Here is a 13,223-nt window from a genome sequence, read left to right on the forward strand (position 1 = left end):
CGGTGGTAGTACAGCCTTGTGAACATCGAACTGACCGGAAAGACCGCACTCGTCACGGGTTCGACCCAGGGCATCGGGTTGGCCATCGCCGAGCAACTGGCGCGCAGCGGTGCCCGTGTCGCCGTCAACGGTCGCACGCCGGCCCGGGTCGATGAAGCCGTCGCGAAGCTGGGCGAGTTCGACGTCCTTGGTGTCGCCGCCGATGTCTCCACCGAGGAGGGAACAGCGGACCTGCTACGTGAGTTGCCCGAGGTCGACATCCTGGTGAACAACCTCGGCATCTTCGGTGCCGTACCGCCGCTGGAGATCACCGATGAGCAGTGGCGCACTTACTTCGACGTGAATGTCCTTGCCGCAGTCCGACTTATCCGCAGCTACCTGCCCGGGATGACCGAGCGGGGCTGGGGCCGGGCCATCCAGATCGCCAGTGACTCCGCCATTGTCACGCCGGCCGAGATGATCCACTACGGCGTCTCCAAGACAGCGCTGCTAGCGGTGTCGCGCGGTTTCGCCAAGGAGGCCGCCGGCTCCGGCGTGACCGTGAACTCGGTGATCGCCGGGCCGACCCACACCGCGGGCGTCGAAGACTTCGTCTACCAACTGGTCGACAAATCGCTGCCGTGGGATGAAGCGCAACGCGAATTCATGATCAAGCACCGGCCGCAGTCGTTGATCCAGCGCCTGATCGAGCCTGAGGAGATCGCAAACATGGTGGCCTACTTGGCGTCTCCGTTGGCCTCGGCAACCACAGGTGGAGCGCTGCGGGTCGACGGCGGGTACGTCGACTCGATCCTGCCCTAAATCCACAACCCCCGGCGGGTCCGCGAGTTCGAACGTATTCTGCGGCCATGGGTGCGAGTCCGTCGGGCAAGGTCGCCGTCATCACCGGTGGTGCGTCCGGTATCGGTGCGGCGCTGGCAGCCAGACTGGCAGGCGAAGGCGCCGAAGTCTGGATAGCCGACCGGCAGATCGATGCCGCACAGGACCTTGCCCGCCGCCTCGGTGCGAGCGGCGGCACAGCACACGCGATCGAACTCGACGTGCGTGATCCTGCATCGTTCGAGCGGGTGGCCGCCGAGATCGTGGAGCAGTCGGGGCGCATCGACTACCTGTTCAACAATGCGGGTATCGGGGTCGCCGGCGAGGTCGATTCGTACACGCTCGATGACTGGAACGACGTCTTCGATGTGAACCTGCGCGGTGTCGTGCACGGCATCCAGGCGGTGTATCCGATCATGATCCGGCAGCGCAGCGGTCACATCGTGAACACCGCGTCGATGGCGGGGCTCATGACCGGCGCGGGCACGGCGAGCTATTCGGCCACCAAACACGCCGTCGTGGCCATCTCGCGGACCTTGAGAGTCGAAGCCGAGCGACACAACGTGCTGGTCTCGGCGCTCTGCCCGGGGGTGGTGCGGACCCCGATCCTCACCGGCGGCAAGTACGGGCGACTCAACGCCCTGGGTATCAGTGACGAAGAGTTCGTCAAGAAGTTCTGGGAACCGTTGCGGCCCATGGCCCCTGCGGCATTTGCCGAGCGGGTGGTGCGTGCGGTGATGCGTGGTGACGCGATGATCATCGTTCCTGCGTGGTGGAAGATGCTCTGGTACCTGGAGCGGCTATCGCCCCGGTTGTCATTGCGCTTGGCGAAGGTGGCGCTCAATCGCAGCCGCGCCGTGAAAGCCGCCGGCATCGCAGGGTCCTAGTCGAGCATCGCTGAGCCCGGCACGGCCAGGCACATCAGCGACAACGCCAGCAGGAACCAGCCTGCGCCCTGCCAGATCGGCCAGGTGCCCTCGGCTTTCCATACCTGGTAGGTACGGACGAATGCGCCGACGCCGCCGACGAAGAGAATCGTCGGGACCAGCGACGCCGAGAGGGTGGAATGGTCAAAGGCGTAGAACGTCAGGGCGACCCCGGCGACAGCGACCACGGCCAGCACGTAACCCACCGCGGATCGGAACATCTCCGGATCGTGCCAACGCTTTTCGACGTCGTCCTCGTCGCTGCCCATGAGGTCCACTCAGATCGTCACGGCGGCCCGTTGACGTACCAGGCCAGGCATCCCGGCTTGCCCCGGCACGCGATGATGGCGCCGGCGTCGGGAGCGGACCCGCGCACCCGGGGTGGCCTGGGTTGCAGGTTGCAGTTCACCACGTACGGGTTCCACGGGATGACGCCGTTCACGCATGGGTCGGCCTGGATTTCGACGGGCCCCGCGGAGAGTTGGCCCGACACGGCGGTCGGCGCGATGACGACCGACAGCGCAGCTGCGCCCAGCAGTACCGGGCGCAGAATGCGTAGTCGTGACGTGCTCATCGTTGAGAGTCAACCGTTTCTGCTAGCTGCCTATTTCGACGGTAGCACCAGCGGTGGCGCACGGGCAGGTCAGTGCGCCGCCCGTTTTCCGGGGCGGACTGCGATGCGCCTAGGACCAGGCGGCCCAGTCGGCTTTCCGGATCATGCAGTGCACCCCCTTGACCGCGTCCACCACCTGGCTCACCTCGAAGTCGCCGGCAGCTGAGAGGTACGCGAAGGCGACATCACGCGGGACGTTGAGCCGAGTGTTGAGGAACGTGACGGCATTTCGGACCGCGATGCGCATCGCCTCGTCGAGGTCGGCGTCCATGCCGGTCGGGATCCAGTGCGTCGCGGTTTCCACCACCGGGTTTGCGACGGCCCCTATCGCTGCGCGGGCGTCATCGGACTTCAGAACTGTCAATCGCATGGTGGCCCGGAGAGGTGCCTCGAGTGCCGTCAGCGCGACCTCGCCATTTCCCTGTGCGAAATGCGGGTCACCCGTGAAAAACCCGGCCCCGTCGACCTGCACGGGCAGATACAGGGTCGAACCCGCCACAACATGCTTGATGTCGATGTTGCCGCCGTGGTCCCCGGGAGGTACCGATGGCACCGGGTCCTCGGTTGCCCGCGCGACGCCCATGATGCCGAGGAACGGGTTGATCGGGAATCGCACGGTGCGGCCGGTGCCGCTGCCCGCGGACAGCATGCCGTAACGCTTCCCATGGTGCTTCTCGACCCAACTGAAGTGACTGATGGTGCCCATCGAGACGATCTGGTCGACCGCACGCACCGGCTCGGAGTCGGGAAACTCGGGGAACTCGCCGGCAAGCGCGCCGTAGCCGTGCCGACTGCTGATGAAGCCGTAGGGAACCCGCATCGCGAGGTCGAGAATCTCGACCTTGAGTACGTCGCCGGGGCGCGCCTCGGCCACATGGATCGGCCCCGTGACGATGTGCGGCCCACAGGTGTCGTCATGAGCGAGGGGACTCGCCGCGATGTCGATGACGTCCTTGAGGACGTTTTGGATGCCGAACTGCGCGAAGTACGAAACGGGGTCTCGCCCTTGGTCTTCGAGGATTCCCTCATGGCTCACGGTGTCGATCGTCACCGTCTCGCCGGACGTCACCGAGAGCACGGCCTTTGTCCTCGCGTTGGGAAGCCATCCCCAGAGCACGTCGTCGGGGTGTGATTGCAGGTAGTGCTCGCCACCGATGTGGCCTTCGCCTGGATGAAGGGTCGGGAAGATCATGGTGCCTCCGTGGGTGCCGGTGTGGGGTTGGACTGCGGCCGGGAAAGCCCGACGATGAGATCGATCTCGACGGCCGCTTCCACCGCAAGGCCGGTGACCCCGACGCAGGTACGGCTGGGCAGGGGGCCGGCGAACCACTTGACGTATTCGGCGTTGAACACGTCGAAGTTGTCGAAGTCGGTGAGGTAGACGCGCACCATCAGGGCGTCGTCGAGCGTGGCGTCGAACTGGGCGAGTACTGCCGAAAGATTCGCCATGACTTGATTCGCCTGCTCGGCCACGTCGCCGGCGATGAGTCGGCCGGTCCTGGGATCGGTGGGCATCTGGCCGGTCACGTACAGGGTGTCTCCCCAACGTGTTGCGTGGGCGAACGGACCGACCTGCGGCGGAATGCCTTCGACGGCAGCGAAACTGAAGGACTGTTTCGCGATCATGCGTTGGCCAGCTGCATCGCGTTGACGAAGCGGGCCGTGACCGGGTTCTGCGGCCGGGTGATCACCTGCTCGGCGCTGCCCTCTTCTACGACGACTCCGCCCGCCATGAACACGACCCGGTCGGCGACCTCAAGAGCGAACCGCAACTGGTGCGTCGCGATGATCATCGTGAGGCCGTGGTGGTGGGCCAGGCCGCGTATGACGCCGAGGACCTCCGCGACAAGTTCGGGGTCGAGCGCACTTGTCGGTTCATCGAGTAGCAGGACCCTGGGACGGGCGGCCAGGGCCCGCGCGATCCCGACCCGCTGTTGCTGCCCGCCGGACAGCCGGTGCGGGAGAACATCGGCTTTGTCCGCCAGGCCTACCTGCGACAGCAGTAGGGCAGCACGCTCGGCAGCCTCCTCCTTGCTCAGTCCCTGGATCCAGCGCAGCGGCGCCGCGATGTTCTCCTTCACCGTCATGTGTTTGAACAGATTGAATTGCTGAAAGACCATGCCGATACCGGCGGCGATCCTGGCGCGGGCGATCTGTCCCTCGGGAAGCGGCGTACCGGACTGGCTGTAGCCGAGGGTCTGCCCGGCGACGCGAATCGTTCCGGTGTCGACCGATTCGAGATGGTTGATCGTGCGCAGCAGGGTGCTCTTCCCGGATCCACTCGGCCCGAGCAGCGCGATGACTTCGCCCTGCCGCACCGACATGCCGATGCCGTTGAGCACGTGGTTATCGCCATAGGCTTTGTTGAGGTCACGGATTTCGAGGATGGTGTTGCCGAGTTCCTGACGCACGGCGGAAGGCGTGGCCGCGACCTCGGGGTTCGTCGGCGGAGCCGGTGTGCTCGCCCGGCGCCGGATCCCCAGCCGGGACAGCAGGGACCGGTGATCGCGGTCGAGGTTGAGTGCGTCCTCGAGAATCAGCTGGATGACGCTGAGCACGGCGGTGAGGGTGAGGTACATGACGGCTGTGGCGAAATAGATCGAGAAATAGTCGAAGGTCGCCGAGGCGAGCTGTTGGGTGCGCAGGGTGAGCTCGGGTACCGCGATAACCGACGCCAGCGCACTGTTTTTCATGGTGGAGACGAACTCGTTGCCCAGGGCGGGGACCATCGATCGGAATGCCTGAGGGGCGATCACGCGTCGCATGAGCTTGCGGGGTTCGAGGCCGAGAGCTCGACCGGCGAGTGACTGTCCCGGGTCCACGCCCTTGATTCCCGAGCGCAGGATCTCGGAAATGAACACCGCTTCGTTCATCGCGAGGGCGACCGAGCCGGCGACCACGGGCGGCAGGGTGATTCCGATGTGGGGGAGCGCGGTGAAGACGAAGACCAGCTGCAGGATCAGCGGCGTGCCACGGTAGATGACGACGTAGGTACGGCCGATCGCGGTGAGCGCGCGAGATCTTGTAAGTTGCAGTGCGGCAAGGAGAGCGCCGAGCACGATACCGCCGCCAAAGCCGTACAGCGTGAGCTGGAGGGTGAACAGCATGCCGTCGAGCAGCCACGGCAGCGTCAGATAGTGCAGGAATTTGTCCATGAGTTCACCTCACTTCTGTCATATACGTTGGGTCGCTTTGATGTTGAGCGGCGACATCAGCCGACGCTGAGGATCGTCGGTTCGGCGACCGCGTTCTCCGTCAGCTTCCATTTGGCGGCAAGCTTGTCCTGCAGCCCGCTCGACTGCACCTCGGTGAGCGCGGCCTGGATGGCGTCGCGGAACTCGTGCTTGCCCTGCGGCACCCCGATACCGATCGTGTAGTCGAGCATGACGGTCTCGGCGGAGTCGAGCTTGTCCGGATGGGCCGCAACGAATCCGTTGACCGTGTTGACGTCATTCATGTACGCATCTGCGCGGCCGGCGAGCACCGCTTGTGTGCAGTCGGCGCTCGAGTCGAACAGGCTGACGGTCGGCGCCTTGAGGCCGGCCGCAGCGCATTCGGGCCCGACAGCCTCGACGAGTGGCACTTCGACGTATCCTTTGTTGAGCCCGACTGTGAGCCCGCAGAGCGAGTTGTCGATCCCGGTGATCTTCTTCGGGTTGCCCTTTGCCACCAGGATTCCGTCGAATACCTTTGAGTAGCTGATGAAGTCGACGCCGCCGGCAGCGCGCTCCTTCGTCGCGTAGAGGTTGGAGAGGATCCAGTCGGCCTGGCCACTGGCGACGGTCGGGATGAGTTCGGAGAACCCGACGGGGATGTAGTCGTTGTCGAAGCCCAGGCAGGCGCCAAGCGCGTTTCCGAGATCGATATCGAAACCGTGGTATTCACTGGGGTTTTCCGGATTTACCGTCTCATACCCGGGCGTGTAGGGGTTGATCGCATTGGTGAGGGTCTTGCCGTTGAGGTCCGGATTCTTGGCCCGCAGGTCGGTGCATGAGGCAGATGAGGCCAGATCGCCGTATTCACCGGTTTTTTCGGTGGTTGCCGCTTCGGTCGAGGAGGAACAACCGGCGAGTGCGATACCGACGGCCACGGCGAGAAGTGCAGTGCAACGCGAGCGATTCATGGCAGGTCCTATTCACTGACGCGGAAGGGGAGCGGGGCGGTCATGGCCGGATGGTCCGGCCAACTGGCATTGAAATTAGGTGGCCGCCAAGGGAGCAGCACGCCGGGAACGCGTCTCGTAACACGGGTAACAAAGAGTTATCCCGACGGAAACGGCCAGCGTCGGTTTTTGGACTGCTTGGCCCGACCATCGGACCTATGTTGGGATCTGAACAGGGAGGCAGGAAACGAGTTGAACGCACCTGCAGGCGGGGCGATCCCGCCGTTGATCCAGCGGCCGCAAAGCGTATCGGTGGCGCTGGCAGCGCATTTCGAGCGTCTGATCGCGACGGGCGAGATCTCGCCCGGAACGCGACTCCCGTCGGAACGTGAGCTCGCGGCGTCGATGTCAGTATCGCGGTCCTCGCTTCGCGAGGCGATGCACGAACTCGAATCGAAGCGTCTCGTCTCGCGGGTCCGGGGCCGCGGAACCGTCGTGTTGGCGCCGACGGCAAGCGTCGACGAGCTACTGGCGATAGCCGGTGGCGGTACAGAACAAGAACATGCCGCCGAATTGCGTTCTGTCATCGAACCCTCGATCGCAGAACTCGCGGCACACCGGGCTACGTCGGCGAACCTGCTGCAGCTTCGGGATGTACTCGACAAGTCGCACGAGAACCTTCTGCAGGCTGAGTCACTTCGCCTCGACGTCGAATTCCACCTGCTGCTCGCGCAGGCCGCGCAGAACCCGCTTCTGACTGCACTGCAGACGTTGGCCAGCGAGTGGACCGGTGAGGTGCGCAAGCACTCGCATTCCACGAGACACGGGCGCTGCGCGTCGGTGCGTGGTCACCAGGAGATCTTCGATGCGGTTCGGACCCACGACGGACTCGCCGCGCGTCGGGCCATGGAAGACCACCTGCGCGACGTACGCGAACTCGTCGCCAAAGCGACGCACTCGTGAGCCTGACCCCGGCGAGCAGACGCAAAACTGCCCCTTTTCCAGCGAAAAGGGGCAGTTTTGCGTCTGCTAGCGCAAGGGTTACGGATCGCGGGGCAGGCCCAGCAGTCGTTCGGCGATGATGTTGAGCTGCACCTCGCTGGTGCCGCCGTAGATCGTCGTGGCGCGGCTGGCCAACAGGTACTCGGCCCAGCGCCCGAATTCCTGCTGGGGATCGCCGACGGCCCCGTCGGTGCCGAAGGAGGCCACCGCGAACTCCGCGTAGCCCTGGCCGGTCTTCATCGACAGCAGCTTGGAGATCGCCGCGGCGGGCATGGGATCGCCGCCGGCCAATGTCAGCAGGGTCGACCGCAGGTTCAGCACCTTGGCGGCGTGGCCCTCGGCGATCAGCCGGCCGGCGTGGTTCTGCTCGATCTGGTCGAACTGCCCGTCGCGAAGGAACGCCACGAACTGTTCCAGGTTGGCCAGGAACGGCGGCTCGCTGCTGCCGATCGACACCCGTTCGTTTGTCAGCGTGTTGCGGCTGACCTCCCAGCCGCGGTTGACCTCACCGAGCACCATGTCGTCGGGCACGAACACGTCGTCGATGAACACGGTGTTGAACATCGCGTTGCCGGTCAGTTCCCGCAGGGGCTTCACTTCGACGCCCGGAGCCGTCATGTCGAGCAGGAAGTACGTGATGCCATTGTGCTTCGGAGCGTGCGAGTCCGTCCGCGCCAGCAGGGCACCCCACGCCGAGTACTGCGCACCGGTCGTCCAGATCTTCTGCCCGGTGATGCGCCAGCCGCCGTCGACCTTGGTGGCCTTGGTGGTCAGGCTGGCCAGGTCGGAACCCGCGCCCGGCTCGGAAAACAGCTGGCACCAGATCATCTCGCCGCGGAACGTCGGCGGCAGGAAGCGCTGCTTCTGCTCGTCGGTGCCGAACGCCACGATCGACGGGATGATCCACGAGGCGATGCCCATCTGCGGGCGCCGTACCCGGCCGGTGCTGAACTCCTGGGCGATGATGATCTGCTCGATCGGTTCGGACGCCCGCCCCCACGGCCTGGGCAGGTGCGGCTGCACCCATCCGCCCTCGGCGATCGCGGTGTTGCGCTCGGCGCCACTCGGAATTGCCTTCAGCCCAGCGACTTCCGCGCGGATCTCGTCACGCAGCTTCTCGGTGTCGGGATCCAGGTCGATGTCGACCGGGCGCATTCCGGTTGCGGTCGCGGTATCGACCACCGACTGCGGGTAGTCCGAGGCCCGGCCGAAGCACGCGGCCAGCACGAGTGCGCGCCGGTAGTAGACGTTGGTGTCGTGCTCCCAGGTGAATCCGATGCCGCCGTGCACCTGGATGCAGTCCTGGGTGGTGTGCTGCGCGGCGGCCGGTGCCAGGGTGGCGGCCACTGCGGCGGCGAACTCGAAATGGGTTTGTGCAGAAGGGTCTTCCCGCGCCTCGTCCAATGCGCGGGCAGCGTCCCAGACGGCGGCGGTCGCCCGCTCGGTCTCGGCAATCATCCCGGCGCACTTGTGTTTGATCGCCTGGAACTGGCCGATAGGCCTGCCGAACTGTTCGCGGATCTTGGCGTATGCGGTGGCGGTGTCGGTGGCCCAGCGGGCGACACCGATCGCCTCGGCCGACAGCAGGGTCGTGATCAGGGCACGGGCGTGGGCGCGGCTGAGCCGAGAAAGAACGCGACCAGCGTCCTCGTCCAAGGTCACCTCGGTGGCGTTGGCCCGCACATGGGCCAGCGGCCGCAGCGGGTCGACGCTGCGCACCGGCTCGATCTCCAGCTGGGCGGCGTCCAGCACCACCCACTGGACACCGGACTCGATCGCGACCGGCAGTACCAGCACCGAGGCCTGCGCCGCGGCGGGCACCGCGCGTGCCTCGCCGCGGATGACCAGGCCGTCGCCGTGCCGGGTAGCGGTCAGGCCGGAGTCGATGGCGTAGGCGGCGATGGTCTCACCCGAGGCCAGGCCGCCCAGCACCTTGGCCTCGGAATTGTCGGCCGAGATCAGCGCGCCGGCGATCGCCGACGGGACGAAGGGTCCCGGCACCGCGCCGTACCCGAACTCGGCCAATGCGATGGCCAGCTCCAGGATTCCGAAGCCTTGCCCGCCAACGGATTCCGAGAGATGGACGCCCTGTAGGCCCTGCTCGGCCGCGGCTTTCCAGTACGGAGGGGGGTTGGGGATGGGCGTTTCGAGAGCTTCGTGGAGCACCTCTGACGGCGCCACCCGCGCTACCAGGGACCGAACAGAATCGGCCAGATCGCTGTGCTCAGACGTGATCGCAATGGGCATGCGGCACCTCCATCCCGGGCATATCGGTTAACCGGTCGGTTGGGGCCGAGGGTACCCCGGCGTGACGCGCGCCACTCCGGCGGCCTATCTAACCCCGTTTACTACGTGGGCCATGTGTTCGCCGTCGCGGATGCGCCGGCAATTGTCGACCGCCATGGTCAGATAGCGCCGCATCGTGTCGACGGTGTACCAGGTGACGTGCGGGGTGAGCACCACATTGGGCAGCTCCAGCAGGGGATTGCCGGGCGGTACGGGCTCCTCGGCGAAGACGTCCAGGCCGGCCGCGGCCAACTGCCCGCTGCGCAGCGCCTCGACGAGGGCCGGCTCGTCGATGATCGGACCGCGCGCGGTGTTGACGACGACGGCGCCTGGTTTCATCGAAGCCAGGGCCTTGCTGTCGAGTAGCCCACGGGTGGCCTCGGTCAGCGGGAGATGCAGCGAGACGATATCGCTGGCGGCCAACAGGTCTGGCAGGCTGCGCCACCCGGGATGGCCGGTGTCGCGGGTGCTGGTGTGGATCACCTGGGAGGGATCGGCGCCCATCGCGACGACGATCTTCTCGACCCGCTTGGCGACGTTGCCGTAGCCGAGCAGGCCCACGGTGCACCCGCTGATATCGCGCACGGTTTCACCCAGGCTGTGATCGGAGGGCCAACCCGTGCCGTCCCGGGTGGCGCGGTCGAGTTCAGGCAACCGGCGCAGTGCCGCCAGCATGAGCAGCACGGTGCCCTCGGCCACCGACGGAGCATTGGCCCCGGGCATGTTGGCCACCAGGATGCCCAGCCGGGTAGCCGTGTCGACGTCGATGGTGTTCACCCCGGCGCCCAACTTGTGCACCAAACGCAGTCGCAGCCCGCGCTCCAGGTCATCGCCGGACACCGGCCGCAACACGTGCCAGAGCACCTCGGCCGACGGCAGTTCTCGGTAGAAGGTGGCGTCGTCGTCTTCGGCGCAGAACGTGACGTCGAGCCAGTCCTGGTGAGGTGCAAGAAAATCCATCACCTTGTCACCGGGGGTGAAATGCGCCAGGACCTTGATCCGGCCTGGGTTCACCGCCACCGCTTCGCGATCCATCGGGCGATGGTATCGGCCTGCTCGCCGCGCGCGCCCGGAGTCGTGAAGTAATGGTCGGTGTCGATCGAGCACTGGGACTTGTCCGTGCTCGCCAGCGCGTCGTAGATGCGTTTGGCATCGGACGGATACACCCCGGTGTCCTGGTCGGCATTGATCACCAGGGCCGGGCAGGTGATCCGGGCCAGGTGCGGCTCGGCCCGGGTCTGGGCGTGCCGCAGGCTCCACATGCCGATCCAGTTGCGGACGGTGGTGGCCGCGGCGATGCCGCGGGCCGACCGGTTGGCCTTGATCGGCACCCCCGCGTAACACAGGTTGGGCTGCCTGCGGGTCGGCTCGACCGTCGGATCGACCATTCTCGGGTCGGCCCAGGTGCGCATGACGGTGAACGGGCGGTCCGAATATCCAGCCGCCTGAATCCTTTTGAGTTCGTCCTCAGCCCAGTCGGTGATCTTCTCGTTGCGTGCGACCTGGGCCGCGCGGTAGCGCGCCACGAATTCTGCCGATAAGGGTGCCGCGTTGCGCTCGTCGAACAGGTCCAGGTCGGGGTCGCTGGCGATGGCGTCGTTCTCGTCGACGACCGCCCCATCCATCCAGGCGGTCAGCACATCTGGGCGGCCCGGATGGGCCGCGCTGGCCATATACCCGTCGGCGGGCAGTAGATCGGTCAGGCCCGCGGCGGGCCGCATGCCTTCGAGTGGCCGTACGTTCGGATCGACGGCTTGGGACTGGTAGGCCGCCATCAAGGAACCGCCACCGGAATTGCCCAGTAGAACAACGGTTTCGATGCCCTGTACCTCACGGAGCCAGCGCACGCCCACCCCGATGTCGACCACTGCGTGGTCCAGCAGGAAGCTGCTCTCGAATCCGCGGAAGCGGGTGTTCCAGCCGAGGAAGCCGATGCCCCTGGCGGCCAGGTGGTCGGCGATGTAGTGCTCGGAGAAGTCGATCTGGTAGTGCGTGGCGATCACCGCGACCGTGGGCTTGTGGTCCGCGCTTCGGTAATACAGGCCCTGGCAGGGGTATCCGCCCGCACCGGCGCGCTGGGCCGTCGGCGATTCCAGGCCGATGAACTCGCGAACCACTTCCGGTGACGCATTGTTCATGAGCGGGAGGTCTCCTCGTGGTAGATGGTCCGGTAGAACACGTTGGCCAGGGTGGTGATGCAGGCGGAGTCGTCTGCGGTGGCGTCGCGCCCGCCGGACAACTGGGTGTAGCAGAACTGGTTGAGCATCGACACCAATGCGACGGCGGTCAGGTGGGCGTCGTCGTCGGGGCAGAACCCTTGCTGCTGAGCATGTTTGATCATCTCGGTGATCATGGCGATCGGCAGCTGGCAGATCTCGTCCCAGTATTCGGCGAAGTCGTCGTCGACCATCGCCATCTGGGACACGGCGATGATCTCGGCCAGGCGGTGCCGGTAGGTCATCCAGTGGGCGGAGGCCGCCTGGTGGCAGCGTTCCCAGTTGGTCAGATTCGGGCCGGTCGCGGGAAGTGCGCGTTCGCGGGCCTCGTTGCGGAATCGCAGGGCCCATTCGCGGACCATGGCCTCTTTCGAGGCGTAGTAGTTGTAGAACGACGCGGCCGACCGGCCCGCCTCGGAGGCGATGTCGGCGATCGTGGTGGCCAGGATGCCCTTGCGGGCGATCACCGCACGGGCCGCGCTGTCGATCGCCGCCTGGGTCTGGCGGCCACGCGCGGTCGGCAACGGGGAACGGGGGCTGACGGTCACAGACTTCCTCACTCCCGGCGGGCCGGGAAATCTTTCACGGTCATTGATCACATCTGAATCTGATGTTAGATTCAGATTCGCAGTTGCGCCAGTGTTTGGTGTCCACCCCGGAGGTGTATGACGTGATCAAGCCCAACAACCCCAACCCGGAGTTCGAGTTCGGCGGTATCAACCATGTGGCACTGGTCTGCGCGGACATGGCGCGCACGGTCGACTTCTACACCAACGTGCTCGGCATGCCCCTGATCAAATCGCTCGACCTGCCCGGCGGCATGGGGCAGCACTTCTTCTTCGACGCGGGCAACGGGGACTGCATCGCGTTCTTCTGGTTCCGCGAGGCCCCCGACGGCGTGCCCGGGATCTCGGCCCCCGCCGCGCTCCCCGGCATCGGCGAATTCGTCAGCGCCACCGGGTCCCTGAACCACATCGCCCTGCACGTGCCCGCCGAGAAGTTCGACGAGTACCGGCAGAAGCTCAAGGCCAAGGGTGTTCGGGTCGGCCCGGTTCTCAACCACGACGACAGCCCGATGCAGGCGTCGGCGACGGTGCACCCAGGCGTCTACGTGCGGTCGTTCTACTTCCTCGACCCGGACGGGATCACTCTGGAATTCGCTTGCTGGACCAAGGAATTCACCGACAATGACGCGCAGGCGGCGCCGAAGACGGCCGCCGATCGCCGTCCGCCGGTGGCGGCGGGGTAGTACCCGGTCC

Annotated in this window: 14 protein-coding genes; 4 read left to right on the forward strand and 10 right to left on the reverse strand. The window is 65.9% G+C overall.

Translation table 11 applies throughout. The features are described 5' to 3' along the window. Window positions 1-18: 18 nt before the first annotated feature. Together EYZ64_RS03355 and EYZ64_RS03360 are read left to right on the forward strand one after the other, a co-directional pair. Complete coding sequence (locus EYZ64_RS03355) at window positions 19-801, forward strand: SDR family NAD(P)-dependent oxidoreductase (RefSeq protein WP_135451852.1); 783 nt, start codon at window positions 19-21, stop codon at window positions 799-801. Between the two features lie 47 nt (window positions 802-848). Then, window positions 849-1,706 carry an SDR family NAD(P)-dependent oxidoreductase gene (locus tag EYZ64_RS03360; protein ID WP_135451853.1) on the forward strand — a complete coding sequence of 286 codons (858 nt, stop codon included), beginning with the start codon at window positions 849-851 and terminating at the stop codon, window positions 1,704-1,706. On the opposite strand, the gene EYZ64_RS03365 is transcribed toward EYZ64_RS03360, so the two are convergent. The 6 genes from EYZ64_RS03365 to EYZ64_RS03390 all read right to left on the reverse strand — a co-directional run bounded on the left by EYZ64_RS03365 (window position 1,703) and on the right by EYZ64_RS03390 (window position 6,481). Then, the gene (locus EYZ64_RS03365) at window positions 1,703-2,014 is read right to left on the reverse strand and encodes a hypothetical protein (protein WP_135451854.1); all 312 of its coding nucleotides are present in this window, start codon (window positions 2,012-2,014) and stop codon (window positions 1,703-1,705) included. The two genes, EYZ64_RS03360 and EYZ64_RS03365, sit on opposite strands and share 4 nt — an antisense overlap. 17 nt (window positions 2,015-2,031) lie before the next feature. Next, complete coding sequence (locus EYZ64_RS31950; RefSeq protein WP_167857692.1) at window positions 2,032-2,319, reverse strand: hypothetical protein; 288 nt, start codon at window positions 2,317-2,319, stop codon at window positions 2,032-2,034. A gap of 109 nt (window positions 2,320-2,428) precedes the next feature. Further along, window positions 2,429-3,550, reverse strand: coding sequence for an acetamidase/formamidase family protein (locus EYZ64_RS03375; RefSeq protein ID WP_135451855.1), 1,122 nt, complete (start codon window positions 3,548-3,550; stop codon window positions 2,429-2,431). Continuing rightward, window positions 3,547-3,984, reverse strand: coding sequence for a RidA family protein (locus EYZ64_RS03380; protein WP_135451856.1), 438 nt, complete (start codon window positions 3,982-3,984; stop codon window positions 3,547-3,549). The genes EYZ64_RS03375 and EYZ64_RS03380 overlap by 4 nt, the downstream gene beginning before the upstream one ends. Next, entirely contained in the window at window positions 3,981-5,513 is a 1,533-nt protein-coding gene (locus EYZ64_RS03385) for an amino acid ABC transporter permease/ATP-binding protein (RefSeq protein WP_135451857.1), read from the reverse strand. Before EYZ64_RS03385 ends, EYZ64_RS03380 begins: the two co-directional genes overlap by 4 nt. A gap of 56 nt (window positions 5,514-5,569) precedes the next feature. Next, on the reverse strand, window positions 5,570-6,481 hold the full coding sequence (locus tag EYZ64_RS03390) for an ABC transporter substrate-binding protein (RefSeq protein ID WP_135451858.1): 912 nt from the start codon (window positions 6,479-6,481) through the stop codon (window positions 5,570-5,572). A gap of 231 nt (window positions 6,482-6,712) precedes the next feature. On the opposite strand from EYZ64_RS03390, the gene EYZ64_RS03395 reads away from it, so the two are divergent. After that, complete coding sequence (locus EYZ64_RS03395; RefSeq protein WP_135451859.1) at window positions 6,713-7,423, forward strand: FadR/GntR family transcriptional regulator; 711 nt, start codon at window positions 6,713-6,715, stop codon at window positions 7,421-7,423. Between the two features lie 78 nt (window positions 7,424-7,501). Here EYZ64_RS03395 and EYZ64_RS03400 read toward each other — a convergent pair whose 3' ends face one another. The 4 genes from EYZ64_RS03400 to EYZ64_RS03415 all read right to left on the reverse strand — a co-directional run bounded on the left by EYZ64_RS03400 (window position 7,502) and on the right by EYZ64_RS03415 (window position 12,512). Next, the gene (locus EYZ64_RS03400; RefSeq protein ID WP_135451860.1) at window positions 7,502-9,709 is read right to left on the reverse strand and encodes an acyl-CoA dehydrogenase family protein; all 2,208 of its coding nucleotides are present in this window, start codon (window positions 9,707-9,709) and stop codon (window positions 7,502-7,504) included. Between the two features lie 84 nt (window positions 9,710-9,793). Then, window positions 9,794-10,783: a 2-hydroxyacid dehydrogenase gene (locus EYZ64_RS03405; protein WP_210115456.1), complete on the reverse strand. Its 990-nt coding sequence runs from the start codon at window positions 10,781-10,783 to the stop codon at window positions 9,794-9,796. Then, window positions 10,759-11,886 carry an alpha/beta fold hydrolase domain-containing protein gene (locus tag EYZ64_RS03410; RefSeq protein ID WP_167857693.1) on the reverse strand — a complete coding sequence of 376 codons (1,128 nt, stop codon included), beginning with the start codon at window positions 11,884-11,886 and terminating at the stop codon, window positions 10,759-10,761. Before EYZ64_RS03410 ends, EYZ64_RS03405 begins: the two co-directional genes overlap by 25 nt. After that, window positions 11,883-12,512, reverse strand: a complete 630-nt coding sequence (locus tag EYZ64_RS03415) for a TetR/AcrR family transcriptional regulator (protein ID WP_135451861.1) — start codon at window positions 12,510-12,512, stop codon at window positions 11,883-11,885. The genes EYZ64_RS03410 and EYZ64_RS03415 overlap by 4 nt, the downstream gene beginning before the upstream one ends. A gap of 122 nt (window positions 12,513-12,634) precedes the next feature. On the opposite strand from EYZ64_RS03415, the gene EYZ64_RS03420 reads away from it, so the two are divergent. Then, window positions 12,635-13,213, forward strand: a complete 579-nt coding sequence (locus tag EYZ64_RS03420; RefSeq protein ID WP_135451862.1) for a VOC family protein — start codon at window positions 12,635-12,637, stop codon at window positions 13,211-13,213. The last annotated feature ends 10 nt before the right edge of the window (window positions 13,214-13,223 follow it).

Source organism: Mycobacterium sp. DL99 (assembly GCF_004762045.1).
GTDB lineage: Bacteria > Actinomycetota > Actinomycetes > Mycobacteriales > Mycobacteriaceae > Mycobacterium.

Bases quoted from the DNA above. Each gene is read 5' to 3' on its own strand.
- EYZ64_RS03360 (WP_135451853.1), top strand. From the start codon at position 849: ATGGGTGCGAGTCCGTCGGGCAAGGTCGCCGTCATCACCGGTGGTGCG.
- EYZ64_RS03365 (WP_135451854.1), bottom strand. From the start codon at position 2,014: ATGGGCAGCGACGAGGACGACGTCGAAAAGCGTTGGCACGATCCGGAG.
- EYZ64_RS31950 (WP_167857692.1), bottom strand. From the start codon at position 2,319: ATGAGCACGTCACGACTACGCATTCTGCGCCCGGTACTGCTGGGCGCA.
- EYZ64_RS03375 (WP_135451855.1), bottom strand. From the start codon at position 3,550: ATGATCTTCCCGACCCTTCATCCAGGCGAAGGCCACATCGGTGGCGAG.
- EYZ64_RS03380 (WP_135451856.1), bottom strand. From the start codon at position 3,984: ATGATCGCGAAACAGTCCTTCAGTTTCGCTGCCGTCGAAGGCATTCCG.
- EYZ64_RS03385 (WP_135451857.1), bottom strand. From the start codon at position 5,513: ATGGACAAATTCCTGCACTATCTGACGCTGCCGTGGCTGCTCGACGGC.
- EYZ64_RS03390 (WP_135451858.1), bottom strand. From the start codon at position 6,481: ATGAATCGCTCGCGTTGCACTGCACTTCTCGCCGTGGCCGTCGGTATC.
- EYZ64_RS03400 (WP_135451860.1), bottom strand. From the start codon at position 9,709: ATGCCCATTGCGATCACGTCTGAGCACAGCGATCTGGCCGATTCTGTT.
- EYZ64_RS03405 (WP_210115456.1), bottom strand. From the start codon at position 10,783: ATGGATCGCGAAGCGGTGGCGGTGAACCCAGGCCGGATCAAGGTCCTG.
- EYZ64_RS03410 (WP_167857693.1), bottom strand. From the start codon at position 11,886: ATGAACAATGCGTCACCGGAAGTGGTTCGCGAGTTCATCGGCCTGGAA.